This window comes from Hydrogenimonas urashimensis (assembly GCF_016593255.1).
GTDB lineage: Bacteria > Campylobacterota > Campylobacteria > Campylobacterales > Hydrogenimonadaceae > Hydrogenimonas > Hydrogenimonas urashimensis.
In genome coordinates this window covers 159495-184330 of the sequence record NZ_AP023212.1, presented here as the reverse complement: position 1 = coordinate 184330, position 24836 = coordinate 159495, and the positions used below count along the sequence as shown (strand labels likewise).

Annotated in this window: 23 protein-coding genes; 7 read left to right on the top strand and 16 right to left on the bottom strand. The window is 52.3% G+C overall.

The window, feature by feature from the left end; genetic code table 11:
* Positions 1 to 9 precede the first annotated feature (9 nt).
* Entirely contained in the window at positions 10 to 1374 is a 1365-nt protein-coding gene (locus JMG82_RS00920; protein ID WP_201353069.1) for a DUF1501 domain-containing protein, read from the top strand.
* A 170-nt stretch (positions 1375 to 1544) separates the two neighbouring features.
* Here the strand turns inward: JMG82_RS00920 and JMG82_RS00915 are convergent, their stop codons facing one another.
* From JMG82_RS00915 to purL, 4 genes are all read right to left on the bottom strand, one after another.
* Positions 1545 to 1919 (bottom strand): hypothetical protein, encoded by a 375-nt coding sequence (locus JMG82_RS00915; RefSeq protein ID WP_201353068.1) that lies wholly within the window; start codon positions 1917 to 1919, stop codon positions 1545 to 1547.
* Between the two features lie 68 nt (positions 1920 to 1987).
* Positions 1988 to 2392: a hypothetical protein gene (locus tag JMG82_RS00910; protein ID WP_201353067.1), complete on the bottom strand. Its 405-nt coding sequence runs from the start codon at positions 2390 to 2392 to the stop codon at positions 1988 to 1990.
* 313 nt (positions 2393 to 2705) lie between these two features.
* Positions 2706 to 3908 (bottom strand): ATP-binding protein, encoded by a 1203-nt coding sequence (locus JMG82_RS00905; RefSeq protein WP_201353066.1) that lies wholly within the window; start codon positions 3906 to 3908, stop codon positions 2706 to 2708.
* A 225-nt stretch (positions 3909 to 4133) separates the two neighbouring features.
* On the bottom strand, positions 4134 to 6344 hold the full coding sequence (gene purL, locus JMG82_RS00900) for a phosphoribosylformylglycinamidine synthase subunit PurL (protein WP_201353065.1): 2211 nt from the start codon (positions 6342 to 6344) through the stop codon (positions 4134 to 4136).
* A 566-nt stretch (positions 6345 to 6910) separates the two neighbouring features.
* Here purL and JMG82_RS00895 point away from each other — a divergent pair.
* Entirely contained in the window at positions 6911 to 7129 is a 219-nt protein-coding gene (locus JMG82_RS00895) for a cold-shock protein (RefSeq protein ID WP_283242318.1), read from the top strand.
* A 35-nt stretch (positions 7130 to 7164) separates the two neighbouring features.
* Here the strand turns inward: JMG82_RS00895 and JMG82_RS00890 are convergent, their stop codons facing one another.
* From JMG82_RS00890 to JMG82_RS00845, 10 genes are all read right to left on the bottom strand, one after another.
* Complete coding sequence (locus tag JMG82_RS00890) at positions 7165 to 7830, bottom strand: GGDEF domain-containing protein (protein WP_201353064.1); 666 nt, start codon at positions 7828 to 7830, stop codon at positions 7165 to 7167.
* 74 nt (positions 7831 to 7904) lie between these two features.
* Positions 7905 to 8513 (bottom strand): hypothetical protein, encoded by a 609-nt coding sequence (locus JMG82_RS00885; RefSeq protein WP_201353063.1) that lies wholly within the window; start codon positions 8511 to 8513, stop codon positions 7905 to 7907.
* A complete protein-coding gene (glmS, locus tag JMG82_RS00880; RefSeq protein WP_201353062.1) occupies positions 8506 to 10305 on the bottom strand; it encodes a glutamine--fructose-6-phosphate transaminase (isomerizing) in 1800 nt (599 codons plus the stop codon). The genes JMG82_RS00885 and glmS overlap by 8 nt, the downstream gene beginning before the upstream one ends.
* Before the next feature lie 97 nt (positions 10306 to 10402).
* Positions 10403 to 11746: a tRNA uridine-5-carboxymethylaminomethyl(34) synthesis GTPase MnmE gene (gene mnmE / locus JMG82_RS00875; protein ID WP_201353061.1), complete on the bottom strand. Its 1344-nt coding sequence runs from the start codon at positions 11744 to 11746 to the stop codon at positions 10403 to 10405.
* Positions 11743 to 12648: a Jag N-terminal domain-containing protein gene (locus tag JMG82_RS00870; protein ID WP_201353060.1), complete on the bottom strand. Its 906-nt coding sequence runs from the start codon at positions 12646 to 12648 to the stop codon at positions 11743 to 11745. The genes mnmE and JMG82_RS00870 overlap by 4 nt, the downstream gene beginning before the upstream one ends.
* Positions 12648 to 14240 (bottom strand): membrane protein insertase YidC, encoded by a 1593-nt coding sequence (gene yidC / locus JMG82_RS00865; protein WP_236579153.1) that lies wholly within the window; start codon positions 14238 to 14240, stop codon positions 12648 to 12650. The genes JMG82_RS00870 and yidC overlap by 1 nt, the downstream gene beginning before the upstream one ends.
* A gap of 5 nt (positions 14241 to 14245) precedes the next feature.
* The gene (yidD, locus tag JMG82_RS00860) at positions 14246 to 14587 is read right to left on the bottom strand and encodes a membrane protein insertion efficiency factor YidD (RefSeq protein WP_201353058.1); all 342 of its coding nucleotides are present in this window, start codon (positions 14585 to 14587) and stop codon (positions 14246 to 14248) included.
* A 9-nt stretch (positions 14588 to 14596) separates the two neighbouring features.
* The gene (gene rnpA / locus JMG82_RS00855; protein ID WP_201354119.1) at positions 14597 to 14923 is read right to left on the bottom strand and encodes a ribonuclease P protein component; all 327 of its coding nucleotides are present in this window, start codon (positions 14921 to 14923) and stop codon (positions 14597 to 14599) included.
* Entirely contained in the window at positions 14923 to 15057 is a 135-nt protein-coding gene (gene rpmH / locus JMG82_RS00850) for a 50S ribosomal protein L34 (protein ID WP_201353057.1), read from the bottom strand. The genes rnpA and rpmH overlap by 1 nt, the downstream gene beginning before the upstream one ends.
* 100 nt (positions 15058 to 15157) lie before the next feature.
* Entirely contained in the window at positions 15158 to 15511 is a 354-nt protein-coding gene (locus tag JMG82_RS00845; protein ID WP_201353056.1) for a hypothetical protein, read from the bottom strand.
* Between the two features lie 156 nt (positions 15512 to 15667).
* Between JMG82_RS00845 and JMG82_RS00840 the strand changes: the two genes are divergently transcribed.
* Genes JMG82_RS00840 through JMG82_RS00830 form a run of 3 tightly spaced genes read left to right on the top strand, consistent with a single transcriptional unit; the run spans position 15668 to position 18904 of the window.
* Entirely contained in the window at positions 15668 to 16702 is a 1035-nt protein-coding gene (locus tag JMG82_RS00840) for an extracellular solute-binding protein (RefSeq protein ID WP_201353055.1), read from the top strand.
* Position 16703: 1 nt separating this feature from the next.
* On the top strand, positions 16704 to 18248 hold the full coding sequence (locus tag JMG82_RS00835; protein WP_201353054.1) for an ABC transporter permease: 1545 nt from the start codon (positions 16704 to 16706) through the stop codon (positions 18246 to 18248).
* Positions 18245 to 18904, top strand: coding sequence for an ABC transporter ATP-binding protein (locus JMG82_RS00830; protein WP_236579152.1), 660 nt, complete (start codon positions 18245 to 18247; stop codon positions 18902 to 18904). The genes JMG82_RS00835 and JMG82_RS00830 overlap by 4 nt, the downstream gene beginning before the upstream one ends.
* On the opposite strand, the gene JMG82_RS00825 is transcribed toward JMG82_RS00830, so the two are convergent.
* Positions 18855 to 19595: a hypothetical protein gene (locus tag JMG82_RS00825; protein ID WP_201353053.1), complete on the bottom strand. Its 741-nt coding sequence runs from the start codon at positions 19593 to 19595 to the stop codon at positions 18855 to 18857. The two genes, JMG82_RS00830 and JMG82_RS00825, sit on opposite strands and share 50 nt — an antisense overlap.
* A 232-nt stretch (positions 19596 to 19827) precedes the next feature.
* Entirely contained in the window at positions 19828 to 22404 is a 2577-nt protein-coding gene (locus JMG82_RS00820) for an ATP-dependent Clp protease ATP-binding subunit (protein WP_201353052.1), read from the bottom strand.
* Positions 22405 to 22704: 300 nt separating this feature from the next.
* On the opposite strand from JMG82_RS00820, the gene JMG82_RS00815 reads away from it, so the two are divergent.
* Positions 22705 to 24027, top strand: a complete 1323-nt coding sequence (locus tag JMG82_RS00815; RefSeq protein ID WP_201353051.1) for a S41 family peptidase — start codon at positions 22705 to 22707, stop codon at positions 24025 to 24027.
* Positions 24024 to 24737, top strand: a complete 714-nt coding sequence (gene purC / locus JMG82_RS00810; protein ID WP_201353050.1) for a phosphoribosylaminoimidazolesuccinocarboxamide synthase — start codon at positions 24024 to 24026, stop codon at positions 24735 to 24737. The genes JMG82_RS00815 and purC overlap by 4 nt, the downstream gene beginning before the upstream one ends.
* Positions 24738 to 24836: the final 99 nt, after the last annotated feature.

Here is a 24836-nt window from a genome sequence, read left to right as displayed (position 1 = left end):
GGAGTAAAGATGGGAACCAATACCAAACGCAGAGACTTTCTCAAACAGGCACTTGCGACCTCGGCAGGCATCCCGGCACTGATGTCACTGCTGGGAGCATTCGAACGGCTCGAAGCGGCTGATGACGGCAGGGACTACAAAGCCATCGTCTGTGTGCTTCTTGAAGGGGGAGCGGATGTGTGCAACATGATAGCACCCCTGGATGAAAAATATGACGCCTACAAGGCTGTACGCAAAAACATTGCCCTGGCCAAAGAGTCTCTTCTGTCTCTCACCGGTGAATACGGCATGCGTGAGAACATGGGTGATATGCAGAAGCTCTTCCAAGACGGGAAACTCGCCGTCATCGCCAATGTCGGCACCCTTGTCGAGCCGGTCACCGCTCAAGAGGTCGAAGAGGGAAGCAAAGCGATTCCCTTTGAACTCTTCGCCCACAATACCCAGCGCAACCAATGGATGCTAGGAGACGCCACCGGCGGCAGTCGCAGCGGCTGGGCGGCACGGGCGGCGGATTGGCTCTACGATCCCGGTGATACGGCAGCGGCCTATGCCAATATCAATGCCGCCGATGTCAATACCCTGCTGCAAAACGGCGGCCGGCACGAGGCGGTGCAGTTTGCCGACGCGGAGATTCCGGGTGATACGATGCGCAGTTACGGTTTCGGGCCTGAATCGGGCGGAAGCGATCTGGGCAATGTCTATCAGGACATCTACGAATCCAAAATGGCTGCCCGCCATAAACTGATGAAAGTTTTCGCTTCCAGACGTGTGGTCGAGCTCAACCGTCCCGAGACGCTTAACGGACTTTTTGACGGAGTCAAAGAGCTGGAGTTCGATACCGGGGTCCATGAAGTGGGTAAGCCGCTGGGCAAACAGCTCGAGATCGCCGCCAAGATTCTCTCGGTGAAAGAGAACTTCCCCGGCACTCCGAAACGACAGATTTTCTTCGTCAATCATCACGGTTGGGACACCCACGACAGTGACAACGAACATCAGGCAGGCTACCTGAGCCAATCACTTGGTGAATTCCAGAATGCACTCGACGAGATGGGATTGTCCGAGCAGGTGACGACCTTTACCGTCTCCGACTTCGGCCGCTCTCTCAGTCCCAACGGTGCGGGAACCGACCACGGCTGGGGATCGCACGCTTTCGTGATGGGCGGTGCGGTCAAGGGTGGAGCGATCTACGGCACCATGCCGCGCATAGAGCCCGACTCACCCGATGCCTGGCACGACCGTCTGGTGCCGACCATCGCCATGGAGAGTTATCTCGCCACCCTGGCGGCATGGATGGGGGTATCGGAGAGTGATCTCGATGCGATCTTCCCCAATCTCGGGAGCTTCCATCAGCGCAATCTCGGATTTTTCTCGTAAAACCTCGCAACCGCGGGACCGTATAGAAGAGGGCTTCTCCTCCGGGGTCAGGCCCTAGGGGTCAGGTGGCAACAATATTATCATGAATTTTTAAAAGCATAACATAGAAATCACCTGCCTTTTGGAGCGCGGTGGAAAAAGGTCAGGTGCATTGTTTTGTTATCTGGGCTCTACATGTCTTTAAATTTATATTCTATAAACACTTTTCCATTTTTAGCATTAACTGGTTCATAGATAATTTTGGCACTGTCTGAATACCAATCACAATTCCAAATGAACGAAAAGTTATCTTTTAATTTATTTGTTTTGTATTCTTTATTATTCTGGATAAGAGAAATTTTTGATTCACCTTCAATTTGTCCTGAAATTTTTATTCTTATGCCGTAAATGTTACCCTTAGAGGACTTTTTATTAAGAATGACCGTTTCTTTAGTTTTGATATTTTTTATTTCTATATTTTGACCATAGGGTTTACCACATGCCGCCAGTAATAGCGGTAGAGCTATTATTAGTAAAAGTTTTTTTAATTTCTTCATTTTTTTCATTTATTTTTATCTATTACAAAAATCAGCGGCACGTTATCATCCGCTGAAGTGCTTGATTATAAATGATTTTATTTTCTTAAATTTTTAATTATCATTCCGGTTAAAGACCCCAAAAACGGAATAACGCTTAATATAGCATACATAATAATTTCAAAGGGTAAAAGATTGTGGGATTTAGGGTATATGATTACTTCATAAATTGTAAGAATAGGGAATAAACTCATTACCGCTATTCCCCAAATGAACCATATTTTTGGTTGTTTGTAGCCCAAAAAAATACCTACAAAAAACCATAATATTCCAGTCGTTGCATGACTATTTTCAATAACCCAATATAAAAAGGGATAATAATCCGGTTGTTGTTTCAGTTCACCTAAGAAATACGGTGGAATAATCGCACCAAGCAAACCAAAGATTCCAGCGATAACTATATATACTATTGTGCTTTGAATGTTTATTTTTTTATTTTCCATTTTTCATTATCTACTTATAACGTTTGAACTAAGCGGATTGTTAGATTTATTTTATTATCAACCTTTTTAAGTTTGTTCTTAATGGCTTATTCTTTTTATTATACCACTCACCGCTCACTGCTGGTTGTGATCACCTGACCTTCATTAAGCACTTTTCACATCAAGTGTTTGAAGTGCTTCAGCGGGAGGTAAGAAGGTAAGATCGCCGCTTCACGGCTGGCGAGAGGGTGAGAAGGTGAGATACTTTTTCATACCTCATGCCGATTTGCGAAGCGAATCTCCATGCCCAATACCCTTAGCGCAGGAGGCGCCCTCAATACAGAAACCCAAACAGCCACAACGGTATTCTGTTTTTGAATCCTATCTCGATATCATCCGCCGCTACAAAAGCGTTATGAACTTCTTTAATCTGTTCGAAGGATTTATTTCTGCCGCCGATCTCGAATGTGATGTTCTCATCAATGAGAAAATCGCCTCTGTCGAGATAATGGATGGAATGCCCATACGAAAGAGAGAAAGCAAAAAACGTCTCTCTGAGTGTGCCGATATCGCTCTGTTTGCACAGAGCATTGAAAAGATTCGGATGCGCCAGATAGAGCTTGTCCGGTTTTTGCATCGACTTGAACCGTTTCGCTTCGTGGGTGATATGCTTCAAAAGCTCGGCACGGTGCAGATAATCGATATATTTGTAGAGTGTCGCCTTGGAGACACCGACCCTTTTGGAGAGTTTTTCTATGGAGAGCTCCAGAGGCTTCGATACACAGATGGTCAGCAGGAGCTTTTTGAGCAGAGTGACTTTCTCGGCGGGGACTCCATACAGGAGTGCGATATCCGTATAGAGCGCCGTATTGATACTGTCGACCATTTTTTGGTAGTAGCTCTCGGGATCGTCGAAATAGTAGGGATAGGCCCCGTGATCGAGATAATCTCTGTAGAGCTTCAATATTTTCCGCTCACCAAGCTCTCTGTTGACAGCATCCGCGATCACGGTATGCTTTTGCAGAATCTTTTCAAGAGGATAGGCGTCGAAGCTCATCTTCAACGCCATCTCCATATACTCCCGCAGGGAGAGCGCCGGCAGATGAAACATCGCATAACGCCTGGCGAAGGATGCGTTGGTGATTTTCACGGCCGATGAACCGGAAAAGATCACTTTGATCTTTAGAAAATCATAAACGGCTTTCATCTCCCGCTCGAAATTCTTCGCCTCGTGTATCTCATCGATCAGGATACACTTTCCACCATGCTCATAAAAATACTCGACGAAAGCATAGAGCGACACCTCCGTAAAAAGCGGATGATCGCACGAGAGATAGAGCAATTCGTCGGGAGCATAATCGAGCGTCTGCGCCACCTGCAGCATCAGCGTCGTCTTCCCCACGCCGCGAGCGCCATAGATACCGACGATGCGGCTATCGCTCTCGAGTATGTTCCGATACAAAAATCGACGATACTCTGGAAGCTTCTGCTTCAACTTATGGTAGGAGACCTTTCGGAGGCTTTCAAATACTTCCATCTTCGATCCATTATAGTTTAATATATTGAACGATTATATATGTTTATCGTATAATAGTCAATACTATTCTATTTCTTTGAACGCAGAATACAGTTGCCGTCGCTAATTTGGCCCTATAAATAGAGAGGAAAGAGGGAGGTCCGGTGGTAGCGATATCCCACCGTATTTTTATTATATCCTTACCACCGCTCGGAACATATTAAAACCGTTGAGATTCCATGTCGCTTAGATATCCTGCTCGATAATTCTTTTAAATGTATTGGAATAGAGATCATCCAGCTGCCTCATAGGCATGTGAACATCGTTGATTTTCACGCTGTCCCCACCCACAGTACCGATAACCTGGCAGGCAAGCCCACGTGCTTCAGCCATTTTGGTGACCGCTTCGGCATGCTCGGGTGCGACTTCCAACAGGGCGCGGGAGAGGCTTTCGCTGAAGATGTTGACGTTTTCACCAAGGTCGGCTTCGACTTCAGCGCCCATGCCGCCGACAGCGGCCATCTTGGCGACGGCGATGGCGAGGCCTCCGACATTCAGGTCTTTGGCAGCTTTAAGGAGTCCCTCTTTGTTGGCCTCGATTATCAGGTCCCACAGCGCCAGCTCTTTGTCGTAGTCGATGGCGGGGAGTTTGCCGCCGACGGTTTTGAAGAGCTCTTTGAGGTAGAGACTTCCGCCGAACTCTTTACGGGTTTCGCCGAGGAGCAGGAGTCGGTTGCCCTCTTTCTGGAAGCAGGAGGGGAGCACTTTGTGCTGATCGTCATTGAGGCCGACCATGCCGATAGTGGGGGTGGGGAAGACGCTGACGCCGTTGGTTTCGTTGTACAAAGAGACGTTGCCGCCGGTGACGGGGGTGTTCAGTTTCGCGCACGCTTCCTTGATGCCTTCGCACCCCTGGGCGAACTGCCACATCACTTCGGGGTTTTCGGGGTTGCCGTAGTTGAGGCAGTCGGTGATGGCCAGAGGCTTGGCACCGGTCATGACCACGTTGCGGCCCGACTCCATCACCGCCGCCGCGGCGCCGCCTTTGGGGTCGATGTAGCAGTAGCGGGGGTTGCAGTCGCTGCTCATGGCGATGGCGCGGCCGTTCTCCTTGACGCGGATGACCGAGCCGTCCAGGTCGCCCCCTTTTTTGACAGTGTTGGTCTGCACCATCGAGTCGTACTGCTCGTAGACCCACGCTTTGTCCACCACTTCGATCGATTTGACGAGGGTTTCAAAAGCTTCCTGGTTGGAAGGCAGGTCGAAACGGTCGATGTCGATGTCGGCGATCTCGTCGAGATAGGCGGGGCGTTTGACGGGACGGTCGAGCACGGGCGCCTCTTCGCTCACCGGGTCGACCGGCACGTCGGCCACCTTTTCGCCGTGCCAGTAAAGCTCCATGCGGCCCGTGTCGGTCACTTCGCCGATGACGGCGCAGTCGAGGTCCCATTTGTTGAAAATTTCGATGATCTTATCTTCCGTTCCCTTGCGGGCGCAGATGAGCATCCGCTCCTGGGATTCGCTGAGCATCAGCTCGTAGGGGGTCATTCCTTCTTCGCGCATGGGGACTTTGTCCAGGTCCATCCGCATACCGCTGCCGCTTCGGCCCGCCATCTCGAAGGAGCTGGAGGTAAGGCCCGCCGCGCCCATGTCCTGGATGCCGACGACATAGTCGGTTTTGAAAAGCTCCAGGCACGCTTCGAGCAGCAGTTTTTCGGTGAAGGGGTCGCCCACCTGGACGGTGGGGCGCAGACTTTTGGACTCTTCGGTGAAGCTGTCCGAGCTCATCACCGCCCCGCCCAGGCCGTCGCGGCCCGTTTTGGAGCCGACATAGATAACCGGGTTGCCGATACCTTCGGCTTTGCCGTAGAAGATTTCGTCCGCTTTGGCGATGCCCAGCGTAAAGGCGTTAACCAGGATGTTGCCGTTGTAACTGTCGTCGAAGAAGGTTTCACCGCCGACGGTGGGAACCCCCATGCAGTTGCCGTAACCGCCGATGCCCGCCACGACGCCCCGCACCAGGTGGCGCTGGTAGGCCGCCGATGCGTCGTCGCCACGGACACGCCCGAAACGCAGGGCGTTCAGGTTGGCCACGGGACGCGCCCCCATCGTGAAGACGTCGCGCAAAATCCCGCCGACACCCGTCGCCGCCCCCTGGTAGGGTTCGATGAAACTCGGGTGGTTGTGGCTCTCCATTTTGAAGACAGCCGCGTACCCGTCGCCGATATCGATGACACCCGCGTTCTCGCCCGGCCCCTGGATGACCCACGGCGCTTCGGTGGGAAAACCCCGCAGATACTTCTTGCTCGATTTGTAGCTGCAGTGTTCGCTCCACATGGCACTGAAGATGCCGATTTCCACGATGTTGGGAAGCCGTCCGAGGATTTTCTTGATATGGTCGTAATCCTCCTGGGAGAGTTTGTGCGCCTTCAATATTTCGGCAATATCCTGTTGCATTCGGGTACCCTTGCAGTAAAATGTAATTGTTGGGATTATAGTCAAAGAGTGCTTGAAAAAGCGTTAAATCCACTCTCTCTGACATAAGTCTTCTCCAAACTCCAGACCATCGTCTTCGCAGCCAGATGCTTCCTGGGCGTGGAAAAGCACTTCGAAACTCTCTCAGGTGTTTGGACACCCAGGCGGGCGGCAACCACCCATTTTAATTACAACATGGTCATTGCCGACCGCTACATTACAATATCGTCATCGCTCAGCCCGAGAGCATACGGTGCGGCCATAGGGACGTCTGCGCATGCAACCGTTGTGCCTGCGCAACCGCATCCATATGGTTTCACAAATGAACGTTGAAAAAAGGCTCGATTTTTGGTCGATAAAAAGATTGCCGGTGGAATATTCCAAAAAGCTTGCTATTGTCGGAACATTCCGCTATACTGCTTTTCAAGAAAGATGATTTCGATTCTCGTCTTTGTGTGTGACCGTTCTACCTTCGATCTTTCGATATAGAATTTCTACCCCGCAAAACAGCTTCAATCCTTTCGAATTTTTCAAGAAAAGGATATCTCATGGCAGATATTATCAACGGAACCGTCAAATGGTTCAATACCGAAAAAGGCTACGGCTTTATCCAACCCGAAGATGGCGGCAAAGATGTCTTCGTTCATTTCCGTCAAGTCAATCATACAGGTTTCGGCCGTGTCGAACTTAACGAAGGTCAGAAAGTCACTTTCTCTATCGGACAGGGAGAAAAAGGCCCTCAGGCAGAAAACGTTACTCCGCTGTAATCTTCCGGAGGCGGTATTCGCGCCTCCTCCTCTTTTTACCCCATTTCCTGTTTCGCATCGGATTTTATGACGCTTCCCGTATGATCGGCGATGGCGTAGGTACAGTTTCGCAGTTTTGCACCGTGAAGGGCCTCTTCCACAGCACTCAACATCGTATTGAGATAGATATGTTTGCCGTGCATTGTCACACCGCCGAAACGTATTTTGTAGGGAATTTCTATATTGTGGTCTACACATGAAGATGTATTGACGCACTGTTGAATCTGCACAATGACATTGGGAAGATCGTCTTCCGCACAGTCGTTGAGCAGAATGAAAAAGCCCGATCCTCCGAATCGTCCGATAATGTCACTTTCACGTATGCACGCTTTGATCGTGTTGTAGAGGTGTTGCAGCACCGCATTTCCCACGGCGTAGCTGCGTCGAACATTGATCTTTTCAAGCTCCACGATATCGACCAGCAGCATGCTGATGGGCCACTTCTTCCGTCGCGCCAGCTTGACCTGGATGTTTCCCATTTTGACGAAAAAGGCGTAGTTGTAGGCGCCGGTCACTTCATCGAGACTTCGGCACTCTTTGAGCTGATATGCGACTTTTTGATTCTCTGTCTGGAGCTTTTTGATTTTTTTGTATTGATAATAAAGCAGAGCGAGGAGCCCGGCGACAAGCGTGCCGAAAATGGCATATTGGGCAAGGATCAAACGACATCACCTCCAATCGTTTTGACTTTTTTAACTCATATTACACATTATACTCGAAGGCAACTGAGAAACTGTTACATATCTTTATTGATCAGTATATCAAGGTCGAAAAGCTTCTGATCCCACTTGGCATACGGAATCAGCGAATCTTCCGATTCATCGATGACATGGTTCACGATGGTCGGTTCCTTGGCGGCCTTGCCGTCGATCAGACATCTTTTAATCGTCAAAAAGAAGGATTCGTTGAGGGGGTAGAGGAGTTCCAAATCTTTTTTTCCTTTGAAAACGGCCAAAACTTTCATTGTTCTGCCGTCTTGAAGCACTCCCTCGTAGACGACCATTTTTCTGTTTTCCGCAACGCTTTCAAGATGCTTCATGCCAAAAACGGCCCGTACCATGGCCGAGACAGCTTTTCCGAAAGTGTAGTTTTCCGGCATCGAAACCTTCTCATCCACGACCCTGTATCCGTTGGGGAATGTCGCAACGGTTCTCTCTACCAAGAGCGCATCGGCCTGGAAATTTTCGGATTCGATTTTCTCCATGGGCAGATGCAGACGGCATTCGCCGTTTTGCAGCAGCATGCCTCTTTGTGTAAAAGAGATGGCTGCGGGAGTCTTCAGGCTCAGGCGCCACAGCACGATGACGGCGATGGCGACGATGGCCAGAATAATCCATCTACTCAACGGTGACACTCTTTGCAAGGTTTCGGGGCATGTCCACATCGTTGCCCATGCGGATGGCTATTTCCATCGCCAACAGCTGTTCGACGACCATCATTTCGAAAAATTCGAGCATCGGATGTTTGTGGGGATGGGTCAGAATAAAATCGTCCGCCAGGTCGAACATCTCCGGAGAGATGGACAGAATCGTCGAATCGCGTGCGCTAAGCTCTTCGACGTTGCTCTTGGTTTTGTCGTAGAGCATCGTTTTGGGCATCAGGGCGATCGTAAAGAGTTCCGCGTCGGCCAGGGCGATGGGTCCGTGCTTCATCTCTCCCGCCGGATACCCTTCGGCATGCAGGTAGCTGATCTCCTTGAGTTTCAGCGCCCCTTCAAGCGCCAGTGGGTAGAAGATGTCCCGGCCGATGAAAAAGAAGCCATGGCCGTGCAGGTAGCGTTTGGAGAGACGTTTGCATTTTTCGTGCACTTCCAGAGATTTTTTAAGATCTTTCGGCACATAGCTCATGTAGAGCAGTTCGTTTCGGATCGCATCGTCGCTCATGGTTCCCCGTTTCTTGGCGAAAAAGAGTGTCAGCATCCAGAGCACCATCACCTGGGTGGCGAAAGCCTTGGTACTCGCGACCCCTTTTTCGATACCAGCGCGGGTCAGAATCGTCGCGTCGGCGAGACGAACGATGGATGAGTTGTCGACATTGCAGATGGCAAGCGTCTTGAGCCCCGCCTCTTTGGCCATTTTGAGCGCTTCGAGGGTATCGGCCGTCTCCCCGCTCTGACTGATGACGATAAAAAGCGTATCCTCCGTCAGCAGCGGATCTTTGTAGCGGAATTCGCTGGCGATCTCCACGTTGACAGGCATTTTCGCCTGGCGTTCGAAAAGGTAGCTGGATGTCAGCGCGGCGTGGTAACTGGTTCCGCAGGCGCAGATTTTAATCCGCGAGATGCCTTCGAGAAACGCATCGTCCAGCTCTTCGAAGACAATATCGTCATCCAGCACCCGGCCGATCATCGCATCGCTCACCACCTGGTACTGCTCGTAGATCTCCTTCTCCATGAAGAAGCGGTAGCCCCCTTTCTGGGCCGTCATCTTGTCGCCGGCGAGGGGAACGAACTGAAGCGGTTCGGGTTCGACATGGATCTTCCCGGACGTTGCATAGCCGATCGTGCCGTCTTCCATGTAGGCCACCTCTTCGGCCTCTCCGATCAGCGGCGCGTCGGAAGAGGCGAAAAAGACCTCTCCGTGGGCGTTTTTCCCGATGATCATCGGCGATCCATTCCTGGCGAAAAAGATCGTATCGGGCGCCTTCTGCGACACCAGCAGCACGGCGTAAGCCCCGTCGAGCCGGTCGATCGTGGCTTTGAAAGCCTCGAAAAGATCGTCGTGGCGTTTTGCCTCATGTTCGAAAAGGTGGACGATCACTTCGGTGTCGGTCTGACTCAGGAAATGGACTCCTTCATTTTCGAGCATCTCCTTGATTTCCCGATAGTTTTCGATAATTCCGTTGTGGACGACGTAGCTGTACTCGCCCATGTGGGGGTGGGCATTGAGTTCGGTCGGTTTGCCATGGGTCGCCCACCGGGTATGGCCTATGCCGACCCCCTGCCCTTTTGTCTGAAAATTTTTCGTCTTTTCGTCAAGATTGGTCAGTTTGCCGACAGCCTTGAAGGACTGGATGCTGCCCTGCTGCATGACAGCGATGCCGGCAGAATCGTACCCCCGGTACTCCAGTTCACGAAGACCATCGATAAGCTGGCTTTTGATCTCTCTTTTTCCTAAATATCCAACAATTCCACACATAAAAAATCTTTCCTTTTTAAAATGTTTCAAAAATTTGGACTAACGTAAATATCGACATTTGTCGATCGATTTTTAGCGCATTGGAGGCTGTAAGGATCTATTTTCCCAGACAGAATTCCCCGAACATTTTATCCATAATATCGTTAAAATCCACTGGTTTGGAGATAGAGCTGATTGCTGTGATCGCTTCGTTCAGATGATAGGTGAAAAGCTCGAGTTCTCCCTCGACAAGCGGCTCTTTGGCTTCGGAAATCGCCTTCTTCGCCCTCTTGACCGCCTTGATCTGCCGCGACGAAATCAGCAGCACTTCGTCGCCCTGCGCCATCTGCGTGAGCCGCTTTTCAAGCGCTTCGATGATCTCTTCGCCCTTCGTCTCCCGTCCCAGGCGAAGCGGATGGAAGGTTTCGAGCTTTTCTGTCCGCAGTTTTTTGGGCAGATCGATTTTGTTGAGTACGACGATGATCTCTCTGCTTTCGCTGTACCGCCGGATCAGAGAGAGTATCTGCTCATCCTCGTCGTCCCAGGGACGGCTCATGTCGAACATCGCGATGACGATATCGCTCTGCTCGATAGCGGCGACTGAGCGTTCGATGCCGATCTTCTCGATCGTGTCTGTCGATTCGCGAATACCAGCCGTATCGACGATGCGCACCAGATGGGTTCCGATACGAAGCTCTTCCTCGATCGTGTCCCGCGTCGTCCCGGCAATCTCGCTGACGATGGCCCGCTCGTAATTGAGCATCGCATTGAGCAGCGAACTTTTCCCCACATTGGGTTTGCCGATAATGGCCACCCTGAAACCTTCTATCAACCCGCGCCTTCTCTCGCTCGATGCGACGATGGTCGCGATCTGCTTTTCGATCGTCTCGAGCTGGTGCAACATGCTGTCTACCATATCGACGGGAAGATCCTCTTCGGCATAATCGATCGTCACCTCGGCGTAGGCGACAGCGCGCAGGAGCCTGTCGCGTATCTCTTCGACAAAACGCTTGAGCTCCCCTTTCATCTGTCGGGCCAGAATTTTCGCCGCATCCTCGCTTCGGGCTTCGATCAGTTTCGCGATCGCTTCCGCTTCCGTCAGGTCAATGCGTCCACCGATGAAAGCGCGCCGGGTGAACTCTCCGGGCTCGGCGAGTCTCGCCCCGTGGGCGATCACGCTCCGCAGAATCTCCTCGGCGACGACCGAGCCGCCGTGGCACTGAAACTCCACCACATCTTCTGTCGTGAAGCTGTGGGGCGCCTTGAACCAGATGACGATCGCCTCGTCGATCAGTTCGTCATTTTGGTTGTAGAGGTTGCACAGGTGGGCGTGGCGGGGAATGAATGTCTCTTTTTTCGTAAGCTTACGGGCAATCCGCAGAGCCTCTTCTCCGCTGAGACGAACGATAGCGACCGACCCCACCCCGCTGGCGGTGGCGACGGCGGCTATGGTGTCGCTCATTTTCTCTCCATGAACTCGTTAATGATGATATATCGGCCGCCTTCGCGGTTGGTACGTACTGCCACATACTTGTCGGGGAAGCGGTCTCTGAGACGTTTGAGGGCGATCTGTACGAGAATACCGTCGAGCACTTTGGTCTGGCCGCGCCCCTCGTTTTCGACGCGCTCGATAATCGGTTGCAGATAGTTCTCGATCATCATCTCCTGATTCTGGAGAAATTCGGCGATTTCCAGCCGTACCTTGAAGCCGTATTTACTGTGGATCCAGTTGTACAGCAGGTGGGCGAGCGCCTTGTAGCGATACCCCTCCTTTCCGATCAGCAGGGCGGCATCGTTGCCTTTGAAAGCGATCAGAACCGTCTCATCGTCGTAGGGTGAGACCCGGATCGTCTCGATGTCGAAGCATGCGTGAGAAAAGAGTGCATTGATCTCGTTTTCGATCTCGGCCGCGACTGTCGCGATGTCGGGAGTTTCCGTGTAGAAATTTCCGAAAATGGCGTCATTGCTCTTCTTTATGAAATCGCGGTTTTCGAGCTTCTTTTCTTCCGTGACCTGCGGAGTCTCTGTTTTGAACTCTTCAACAGGCTCCTTGGAGACTTCGGCGTGCTCAGCGGGACTCTCGTTGTCTTCTGCTGCATGAACGTTTTCGTTCTCCCTCTTTTTTCTCTTTTCTTCAACCGGTTCGGCCCCTTTCGATGGCATCTTCTCTTTCCTGGGTTTGGCCGAACCCTTTTTTCTGTTGACGGCGTTTGCCACGATGATGGCCGGTTTTCGTCCGAAGCCCAGAAATCCCCTCGAAGGATTCTGGACGACCTGAATATCCAGCTCGGTAACGGAGCAGGAGAACTCCTTGGCAGCCGCAGCGTATGCCTCTTCCAGGGTCGATGCTTCGAAACGTTTCATCACTCCGCCTTTGGATGTTTCTCAAGCATGCGGTTGATCATCAATTGCTGAGCCACCGAGAAAATATTGTTGGTCAGCCAGTAGAGGACCAGACCGGCCGGGAATGTGACGAAGAAGAAGGTAAAGACAACCGGCAGCCATTTGAAGATCTTCTCCTGCATCGGATCGGTGAAATTGCTCGGTGTGACACGCTGATGGAGCCACATCGACGCTCCCATCAGAACCGGTAGAACATAGTAGGGGTCCATGACCGAAAGGTCCTGGATCCACAGAATCCACGGCGCGCCTTTGAGCTCGATGGCGTTGAGCAGGACGCGGTAGATCGCGAAGAAGACAGGAATCTGCAGAATCATCGGAAGACATCCGCCCAGCGGGTTGGCTTTGTGTTTTTTGTAAAGCTCCATCATGTGGGCATTCATCTTCTGCGGGTCACCCTTGTATTTCGCCTGGATCTCCTTGATTTTCGGCTGCAACTGTTTGAGCCGATGCATCGAAACCATGCCTTTGTAGGTCAGCGGATAAAGAATAATGCGGATCAAAAGTGTCAGAAGAACAATAGTCCATCCCCAGTTCGGAATGAAGCTGTGCAGCCACATCAACACCTTGAACATCGGGGTGGCGATGAATGTGAACCAGCCGAACTCGATGATTTTCGTCAGCTCCGGATGGATGGCGTGGAGAATCTTGTACTCTTTTGGTCCAATATACCCATGCAGTGTCGCAGAATCGCCCTCTTCCTTGATGAAAAGAACGGGATTTTCTTCCGCATCTTTGTTGACGACCACGTTCAGACCATTTTCGAAATCATAGAAGGATGTTGCGTAATAACGATCGAACGCGACGGCGATACGCGCTTTTCGGAAAGCCTCCGTCCCTTTTGCGTCCCCATCCTTGATGAATGTCAACGTTCCGTCGGACTCCTCGACCATGGCGCCATGGACCGTATAATTGTCGATGCGCAGATCGGGGCGGACACCGGGTGAAATGAAGTAGGAGACGGGACGGCTGAGCTTGACGTCGATATCGTAGTGGTGATCGGGAAAGATCGTGATTGTCTTCTTAACGATGAATCCGTCAAGATTCTGCGTGAACGTGATCGTTTCAGGCTTTTCTCCGCTGACATCCAGTTTCGGGGCAGAAACGGTATAGGGCGTTTTGAAAGCGAGCGCGTTGAGCGCCGGGTCGCTGAAACGAATCTCCAAAGGCTTTGGAATTTTGGGCGAGTTGAAGAGTTTGAGTTCTTCTCCCTCTTCGGTTCTGTACTGGATATCTTTCAGATAGACCTGTGAAATCCGCCCGAGCGCATCGAATTCGATGGTCGCGTTGGAAGTCTCGACCGTTGCGATGACACGGCCAAGAGCGCTGCCGGCCGGCGCTTCCTGAGCAGCCGCCTTCGGCTTCTCTTCCGCCGGTGCCGCACTTTTTGCAGCAGGCGCTGCCTGAGTCCCCCGGCTTTCCCCCGCCTGGGCACTTTGTACCGTTCTGTTTCGCTCTGCCAGATGCGCCGGTTTGGGCATGAAAAAGTAGTCATAGCCGATGAAAACGAGCAGGGAAAGCACGGTCGCTATAACGACACGTGTCTGGGTATTCATATTTTCTAACACGATGGGCCTTTCGAAAAAGTATTTTTTATAACTCTGCATCCATTCCGTTCAGGTACGTACCAGAATTTGATTTCGGGCAGCGGACCTTGCAGACGAGTCGGTGAAAAATGTTTACAGGAGATTTTCGGATAATCGATGCCACCGTCAAAAAACTGGTTGCATCGAAGAATCCTGAGGGTGGAAGAAAAAAGTGCTTTCAAAATGTTCGGATTGGTTTCGATCTGCCATTTGGCATATTCGGAACAGGTCGGGTAATATCGGCAGCTTCCAAACCCAAGAAGTGTCAGGTACTTCTGGTAGAACTTCAAAGATCCCGATAGTGCCTCTCTGATCATCTCATAGCCTCATTGCCCGATTTCCAATCGTTTGATGGCCCGCCTGAAAGCTTTTTCAAGTTCACTGAAAGGGGTATCGAGTACCGGAGGTTTGGCCACCATCACATACTCGCCGTTTTTCAGAAGCGGTGCCATTTTCAAAAAGAGAGCCCGAAGCCTCCGTTTGGCCCGGGCTCTTTTGACAGCATTGCCGATTTTCTTGCTTGCGACAAAGCCAACCCTGCATCCCTTCGCATTCGGCACCGCAAAAAGGACAAACGCCCTGTCATGCCAGCGTTTGTCGGTTTTGTAGACCCTGTTGAAGTCGGCGGAACGCTTGAGGGATTCGAAGTGGATTAAACCGCCAATCGCTTACGACCTTTGGCACGGCGTGCGTTGATGATTTTGCGGCCGTTCTTCGTTTTCATGCGTGCACGGAAACCGTGTGTTCTTTTGCGCGGGGTGTTATGCGGTTGATAGGTTCGTTTCATCTATCTGTCCTTCTATAAAATTTAGCCCGTAATTTTAATTAAACTTCGCTTAATAGGAGATTAGAATGATGAAGTCGATCATCCTTCAACGACAGAAGCCCTACCATTCGTAGACGAGGAACGTGACTCCCGCGATCATCAGGGGAAAAGCGACGGTGGCCCCTGCATCGGCCCACTCGGCATCGCCGTCCGTTGCCGCATCGTACGCCTCTTTTCCCGCCGCCGCCACGAAGACCGGCAGCAGACAGGTTTTGTAGTTGAGCCACTCCGTATCGGTCGCGCTGCCGATGCCGACGCAGGCGCCATAGATAAGCGTGCCGGCCACGGCGTGCTTGGTCTTGTCCGAATCCATCCCGTAGGCACTTGAAAGCAGCCATCCCCACAATAACAATAGATTTGCGATTTTTATTCCCGGCTTCACGTTTTCATCCCCTGTTTGCGCCAGATTTTCCATGAATGAAAATGGTAGCATCAAAGAGCTGAAAATTTCCGTTTACGCCGGTTTCGTTTTTTCAGACCGGCATCTGCGAATTTGTTATCATTATAAGTAAGGAAAAAGAAGTTCCATCCGCGGCATTCGCATACCCGGGTGCCGAAAAGGAGAGCGGGGATGAAAAAAAAGGAACTCATCATCGGCCTGATCGTGCTGGCCGTGGCTTTGCTGATCTACTGGTACACGGGCAAGGACACGGAAAAGGAGAAAAACAGAGCGGTCGTGGTGGTGTACGTTTCCGAAGACAGGGTCTTTTCAGAACCCATACTCAAGGCGTTCGAAAAAGAGACAGGCATCGAAGTCAAAGCGCTTTATGATACCGAGGAAGCCAAAAGCACGGGCGTCATGAACCGGCTGATCGCCGAAAAGTCCAATCCCAGGGCGGATGTCTACTGGGCCAACGAACCGATCCGCGCGGAAGTTCTCAAGCAAAAGGGGATATCGGCCCCCTATATTTCGCCCAACGCCGAAGGGATACCCTCTGTTTTCAAAGATTCCGAAGGGTACTGGACCGGATTTTCGGCCAGGGCGCGCGTGCTCATCGTTCACAACAGTGTCAAAAAAAAGCCAGAGAGTATCGAAGCCTATACCCAAAGCCGATGGAAAGGAAGGAGTGTCATCGCCAATCCTCTCTTTGGAACCACGACGGCCCATATCGCCGCGCTCTTCGTCTACTGGGGCGAAGACAGGGCCGATGCCTTTATGCGCGGCATGAAACACAACGACGTGACAGTGACGACGAGCAATGGCGAAAGCGCCGATTTTGTCGCGGAGGGACGCTATGCCTTCGCCCTCGTCGACAGTGACGACGCCGTCAACCGTATTCGCCAGGGCAAGCCCGTGACGATGGTCTATCCAGATCAGAAGCCGAAACAGCCGGGATGTTTCATCGTGCCCAACGCCGCCGTTCTCATCAAAAACGCCCCCCATCCGAAAGAGGCGAAACGGCTTATCGACTACCTGCTCTCAAAAGAGACCGAACGGCGGCTCGCTTTCGCCGATTGTGCCCAGATTCCCCTCCATCCCGGGGTGAGCGTGCCCAGGGAACTCAGGCCAATCGACGCCATTCGGATCATGGAGGTCGATTACGGAAAGGTCGCAAAAAAGCTGATGGAACTTCAACCCTACCTGAAACGCTGGACCACGGAGTAGCATGCCGTTTTTTCTGGGTCTTGTGGGCGCCATACTTCTGCTGGCAGGAATTCTTCCGGTCGCACTCATGCTCTATCAAACCTTTACGACCGGAAGCACCGCCTCACCCCTGATGGCGATTCTCTTCTCGTCCCAAGCTCTCGCACAGATGCACAACAGTCTCACCCTCGCTTTTCTCGTGACGGCATCGACGATGTCTGTGGGCGTGCCACTGGGGCTGGTGCTTGGCAAAACCGATCTTCCGATGCGCCATTTTTTCACTTTTCTGTTTCTCGTCCCCCTGCTGATGCCTCCCTATATTCTCGCTGTGGCGTGGGACGCTCTTTTTACCTATCTGCACCTTCCTTCCTCGTGGCTCTTCGGTCTTACCGGTACCGCCTTCGTTCTTTTTTGCGTCTATCTTTCCCTTCCGGTGCTGCTGACCGCACTCTATCTGCGCACCATCCATCCCCACCTGGAAGAGGCGGGGCGGCTCGCCGCTGGCTGGCCCGCCGTTTTGCGCTACATCACTCTTCCTTCCATACGCCACGGACTTCTTTTGGCCGCTCTGCTCGTCTTTCTTCTTACACTCGGAGAATTCAGTGTGCCGATGTATTTTCGCTACGATGTCTACGCCGTGGAGAGTTTCACCCGTTTCGCCGCCTTCTACGATATCTCAAGCGCCACGGCTGCGGGGCTTTCCCTGGTCATTTTCGCACTGCTGCTGATTCTGCTGGAAAACCGCTACCTTCGGGAACGGACGGCGGCCCCTTCCTATATCGCCGCGGAAGAGGAGTTTCTTCGCATTGCCCTGGGCCCAAAAGCGAAAATAATCATCTCCGCCATTCTTGTTCTCTTTGTTTCGGTATTTCTCTTCCTTCCTTTTTTCGCCCTGATACACCAAGGCGGCGGCACCGGACCGCTCGCTTTGGCGCTGACACAAAGCGATGATGCGCTGCTGCGCAGTCTGCTCTACGCTTTTGGCGGAGCCTTCGTTCTCACTTTCGTCGGCTTCTTTACGGGATATTTCTCCCTCAAAAGCCCATACCGCCCTGTCCGAATGCTCGATCCGGCCACACTTTTTCTGTTTGCGCTGCCAGGAACGGTGGTCGGCATCGCGCTGGTTGTTTTCTGGAACCGTCCCATCACCGGCATCGTCTACACCACGCCCCTTATTTTGCTTCTTGGCTATCTCGCGAAATATACCGCCTTGACCAGCCGTATCTGCATGGCGAAAATTTCGATGATTCCCCCCTCGATGGAGGAGGCGGCACAGATGGCGGGCGCGGGATGGTTCCAGCGGATACTCCATGTGGTTTCGCCGCTGGCAGCCGACGGAATCGCCGGTGCGTGGATCGTCGCCTATCTCTTCATCTTTCGCGACACCGCCATGACGATGATCCTCTATCCTCCGGGGAAAGAGACCCTTCCCGTGCGTATCTTTACACTGATGGCCAACGGCAGACCTGATACCATCGCAACCCTTTCCCTTCTGATGGCCGCCGCCATCGTGCTGCCGGCAGCCGCCACATGGGGGTGGTTTTTTGTGCGAAAGGGTATCCGATGAGCATGATACAGCTCAAAAATGTCACCTTCCGCTATCGCGGCAGGAGACTCTTCGAAGATTTTTCCCTGGATGTGAGGGAGCGCCAAAGACTTGTGATTCTTGGACCATCCGGCTCCGGCAAAACGACGCTTCTGCGTCTTATAGCCGGTTTCTGCGCCCCTGAAAAGGGTGCGATCCTGCTGAAGGGACGGCCCGTTGCCATCGACGGAAAGATTCTCGTACCGCCGGAAAAGCGCCACTTGGGTATGGTGTTTCAGGATCTTGCGCTCTGGCCCCACATGAGTGTGGAAGAGAATGTGGGTTTCGGCCTGAAAATACGGGGGGTTGAAAAAAAGGAGCGGAAAGAGCGGGTCGACGCGATGCTTCGGCGCGTGGGATTGGCCGGATACGGTCCCCAAAAGCCCTCCGAACTCTCCGGGGGCGAACAGCAGCGGGTCGCCCTCGCCAGGGCCTTGATCCTCGAACCCGAAATTCTGCTGATGGACGAGCCCCTCTCGAGCCTCGACACCGCCCTCTCCCACCGCCTCGCCCAAGAGATCGTGCAACTGCAGGAGAGACTCGGGTTCACACTCCTTTATGTCACCCATCAAGAAAAGGAGGCGAAGATCATTGCGACTGCCCGACTCTCATTCCGAACACATACTTCCAATAATTGAAAGTTTCATCCAAAGATCGCCTTACAGCCGAACTTACGTTCAGTTCGTCGAAAAGCTCTTCGTACATCTTCAACGTGTAGCGTCGGATCCGCCCGTCCTCTTCACCGACCGCAGCGAGTCCGTCGCTCATCTCCTCCTTCCAGTAGGAGGCGACCTCCTCTTCGTTTCGGGGGTCAATCAGAAGATAGCGTTTCAGCGCCGCTGTCGCGTCTTTTTTAATTTTCCGGGCCGTTTCGTTCAGGTCCGGCGTGCAGATTTCGTCGGGGGACTCCCCTTCCGCGCTGAACCCGAAAAAGAGCTCCTCAAGTTTCCGCATCGAATCGGCATCTTCGCAATAGGTCCGGACATCGGCAAGCGTCAGCGCCGCTACGGCGGGCATCCCTGCAAAGGGGGCGCTCTGCGCCTCCACACCTGTCAGACGCGTCTCTATCCACTGCCGGCTTCTGGCTTTGAATGCCGCACGAAACCGTCCGACCGCCTCTTTCTGCCGTTTCAGTTTCGCACGGAGCATTCTGTTTTTCCGCTTCAATTTTCTGTTCTGCGATTGGAGGCTCTCGTTGAGATACTGCAGCGTCTGCGTATCTTCCGAACGCTCCAAACTCTGCATCTTTATTTTATGGAGTCGGTGGTAGAGATAGCCGCTGAGTGCCGCCAGCAGTAGAATGACAATGACACACGCTGCCTTTTTCATTGGTCACCTTGAAACATTCCGATGTTGCCTCTTTGATCCTATTTTACATCAAAGAAAGTGAAATTTTGCCAGATCTTTCGATCCAGATACGCTCGGGCTTCGGATTTGGCTTTGTCGTAACATCTCGACCGGAAAAATCTCTGCTGGAGTCTATGAAGTTTCGCACAAGTGCCCAAAAAGAGAAAGAAGAAGCTTGGAGACCGGATTGGCCGGCCTCCGCGGAATTGGAAGATTACGGATTGATACGGGGAACGATCTGGCCGTTTTCCACGTCGAAGATGACAGTGTCGCCCTCTTTGACCCGATCCTCGAGAATCAGTTCGGCCAGCGTATCCTCGATCAGTTCATAAAGCGCCCTTTTGAGAGGTCGTGCACCGTAGACCGGATCGAAACCCGCCTCGGCGACTCGCTCTTTGGCCGCATCGGTGAGCGAAACTTTGATGTCGCGCTCGGTAAGTTTTTCCTGGATGCTCCTGAAGAGGATTTCCACGATCTTCGCAATCGCCGCTTTATCGAGCGGATTGAAGATGATGATGTCATCCAGACGGTTCAGGAATTCGGGCTTGAAGTACATCTTCAGCTCGTCCTTGACCGCTTTTTCCCTGTCTTCTGGATCTTTGAACTCCATGATCTTGTCGGACGCGATATTGGATGTCAGGATGATAATCGTGTTCCTGAAATCCACTGTTACGCCCTTGTTGTCCGTCAGGCGTCCGTCATCAAGCACCTGCAGCAGGATGTTGAAAACATCCGGATGGGCCTTTTCGATCTCGTCGAAGAGGATGACGCTGTAGGGTTTGCGCCGAACCGCTTCGGTGAGCTGTCCGCCCTCTTCGTAGCCCACATATCCCGGGGGCGCACCGACCAGACGGCTGACCGCGTGTTTTTCCATATATTCGCTCATATCGATACGGATGAGCGATTTTTCGGTGTCGAAGAGAAACTTCGCCAGCGTCTTGGCGGTCTGGGTCTTACCCACACCGGTGGGTCCCAGGAAGAGGAAGCTTCCGATGGGACGGTTCTGTTCGCTGAGTCCTGCCTTGTTGCGCTTGATGGCCCGTGCAACCGCCTTGATCGCCTGCTCCTGTCCGACCACGTCTTCGGCCAGAACCTGTTCTACGTGCAGAATCTTCTCTTTTTCGCTCTGAAGCATTTTGGTTACCGGAATCTGTGTCCATCGGCTGACGATCTTGGCGATCATCTCTTCGTCGACGGCATTCTTCAGAAGCGTACCCTCTTTCTGCATGCGTTCCCACTGCTCGTCGAGCTGTTTGAGCTGCTCTTCGAGTTGAGGAATCTTTCCGTACTCGATCTCGGCGGCTTTGTTGTAGTCGCCTTCCCGTTTGGCCGCTTCCGCCTCGGTGCGCAGCCTGTCGATCTCCACTTTGATCTGTGCGATATCGTTGAAGACCTTCTTTTCGGTCTCAAACTGCGCTTCAAGTTTGCGTTTCTTCTCTTCAAGATCGGCCAGTTCCTTCTCGATTTCGGCAAGACGGGCTTCATTCTTTTTCGACTCTTCCATTGTCAGAGCCTCTTTTTCGACCTGCAGCTGACCGATTTCACGCTTCACTCGTGCAAGCTCGCTCGGCTCGCTCTCGATCTGCATCTTCAGTTCCGCCGCCGCTTCGTCGATCAGGTCGATCGCCTTGTCGGGCAGGTAGCGGTCGGTGATGTAGCGGGCCGAGAGTTTGGCCGCCGCCACCAACGCGCTGTCAAGAATCGTGACGTTGTGGAACGCCTCGAGCCGCTCCCGCAGTCCGCGCAGAATCTGAAGCGCCTGGTTGATCGTCGGTTCGTTGACGTACACCGGCTGGAAGCGGCGCTGGAGCGCCGCATCTTTTTCGAAGTACTTGCGGTACTCCTTGAGCGTCGTGGCACCGATGGTGTGCAGCTCGCCGCGGGCGAGCGCGGGCTTGAGCATGTTGGCCGCATCCATGCTTCCCTCGGACGCACCCGCACCGACGATGGTGTGAATCTCGTCGATAAAGAGAATGACATCCCCGCTGTTCTTGACCTCTTCGATGACCGCTTTGAGCCGGTCTTCGAACTCACCGCGGTATTTGGCACCGGCGATCAGCGCACTCATATCGAGCGCGATGACCCGCTTGTTCTGCAGGCTCAGCGGCACCTCTTTGTTGACGATGCGCTGCGCAAGCCCTTCGACGATGGCCGTCTTACCGACACCGGGCTCACCCAGCAAAATCGGGTTGTTCTTGGTTTTTCGGATCAGAATCTGCATGACCCGCTCGATCTCTTCATCCCGGCCGATGACCGGGTCGAGTTCGCCATCGATCGCCTTCTTGTTCAGGTCAATGCCGTACTTCTCCAGCGCTTCGAGTGTCTCGTCGGCGGTCTGGCTCTCGATCTTCTTACCGCCGCGAATCGCCTCGAAAGTCTTTTTGAGCTCCATCATGTCGAGATACTTGCCCAGCACCTCTTTGATCTGCGGATGGTCAAGGTTGGCGAGCATCCAGGTATCGACCGCAAGAAACTGGTCGCCCTGCTTGGCCATCAACCCTTCCGCTTTCTGCAGCGACTCCTGCAGGGCCCGGGAAATCTTTATACTCTCTTTGGTCACACTGGAGACTTTGGGCAGCCTGTCGGCAACGCTCTTGGCTTCCAGTTCGATAGGCGCCTTGTCGACGTTCATACGGTTGAGTGCCTGGTTCAGGACACTGCCGCTGTTGGTCAAGAGCGCCCATACCAGATGGACCGGCTCCACCTCGGGATTCTTGTTGTGAAGGGCTAGGCTCACACCCGATTCGATGGTTTCGGTCATCTGGTGAGTCAGTTTTTCAAAAATGCTCATTGGCAACTCCTTTTTTTCTCTGTCGCAGAGAGGCTTCTTTTGCGGATATATTAGCGCATCCCTGTAAACTTTACTGCAACTTAAGTCGCACAGAAACTCTCTGATGTTCGATGGAATATGCCGTATTATAACTACTTTAGTCTTATTGTGTCAAGTTTTTTGATCTTGAATCATTGAATGTTTCTAAACTTCCCGCTATCATGAACATTTTGGGGGCGAAAATTTTATTTATCAACATTTCAGAGACAAACCAATATAATATCAACCACAAATTTTATCGTTAGCAATGGATCATACAAAATGAAGAAAAAAAGAGGTTTTATCGCTGCCGGCTTTCTCTCAACCGCCGCAGCACTGACACTTGTCACATCCCCCGCTCTCTTTGCGAAAGGCAAAGAGAAAAAAGAGGTTTCGAAACTCGAAGCCCTGACGAAATTCACCCAGGTCATCGGAACGGTCGAAAAGTACTACGTGGATGACCTGACGATCAACGATATCATCAACAAAGCGATCAAAGGGCTCATGGCCAATCTCGATGCCCACTCCTCCTTCCTCGACGAAAAGAGTTTCAAAGAGATGAAAATCCAGACCAGCGGCGAGTTCGGCGGGCTGGGTGTGACCGTCGGCATGCGCGACGGTGCGCTGACGGTCATTGCGCCTCTTGAAGGCACGCCGGCCTATCGGGCGGGCCTCAAAGCGGGAGACATCATTCTCAAAATCAATGACAAATCGACCCTGAACATGACGCTCGACGAAGCGGTCTCTTTGATGCGTGGCAAACCGAAAACGAAAATCGTCCTCACCATCGTCCGCAAAAACGAACCCAAGCCAATCGTCGTCACGATTATCCGCGACATCATCAAAATCCAGTCGGTTTATACCAAAAAAATCGGCAACGACATTCTCTATGTGCGGGTCGTCTCCTTCGACAAAAAAGTGGTCAACGATGTCAAAAAAGCGCTGGTCGAAAACCCGAGCGCCAAAGGGCTCATCATTGACCTGCGCAACAATCCGGGAGGACTTCTGGACCAGGCGGTCGGCATGGTCGATCTTTTTGTCGACAAGGGCGTCATCGTTTCCCAAAAAGGACGCGTCAAAGACGAAAACGAAGTCTTCAAAGCGACGGCGAAAGGAACCTACAAAAAGATTCCGATCGTCGTACTCGTCAATGGCGGCAGCGCGAGTGCGAGCGAAATCGTCAGCGGTTCCCTGCAGGACCACCACCGTGCCGTCCTCGTAGGCGAGAAGACATTCGGAAAAGGAAGCGTACAGATCATCCTGCCCATCAACAAGACCGAGGCGCTGCGCCTGACGATCGCAAGGTACTATCTTCCCAGCGGACGGACCATACAGGCGGTTGGCGTCACGCCGGACATTGTCGTGCCTTTCGGGAAAGTGACGGTGGAAGAAGACCACTTCTCAATCAAGGAATCCGAGCTCAAAAAACATCTCAAAAGCGAACTCGAAAAGATCGACGGCAACGGCAAAGAGAAGAAAGCTTCCGAAAAAAAGGCGCTCAAAAAAGAGAAAATCATCACGAAAGAGGATCTCTACAACGACAACCAGCTCAAAGAGGGTGTTGATATCCTGCGCGCTCTGATCATCACACAGGAGAGGAAATGACAAAGAAAGAGCTGCTCTACGAGGGCAAGGCCAAACATCTTTTTACGACAGAGGATCCGAACCTCCTGATCGCCGAATTCAAAGATGACCTGACCGCTTTCAATGGAGAAAAGTACGGCCTGGAGGCTGGGAAAGGGGCACTGAACAACAAAATCAGTACCGAGCTTTTCAAACTCCTTGAAAATGCCGGCATCCCGACCCATTACGTCGATACCCCCGACGACAACCACATGCTCGTCAAAAAAGTGGACATCATCCTGATCGAGGTGGTGGTACGCAACATCGCCACCGGCAGTCTCACCAAACGGCTCGGCATTCCCGACGGCACACAGCTTCCTTTCTCCCTGGTGGAGTTCTACTACAAATGCGACGAACTGGGTGATCCGCTCATCAACGACGAGCACTGCATCATCCTCGACCTGGTCAGGAACGAAGGGGACCTGGAGGAGCTCAAACGGCTGGGGCGCGAAATCAATACGATCCTCAAAGCCTTTTTCGCGAAAAAGGGTCTCAATCTGGTCGATTTCAAAGTCGAGTTCGGATACGACAGCGAGGGGAAAATACTTCTTGCTGACGAGATCAGCCCCGACAGCTGCCGGTTCTGGGATATGGAATCAGGTGAGAAGCTCGACAAAGACAGGTTCCGCCAAGGGCTGGGCGGCCTGAAGGTCGCCTACGAAGAAGTACTGAAACGTATTCTTTCACGGTGAAAAGCGAAATACGAAGAGTGAAACGCTGCGGAAAACGGCTTCGTTCATCTCTGTCGCCAAACGGCAAGGAGGGTGAGCGCTCACCCTCGGGTGTCCACC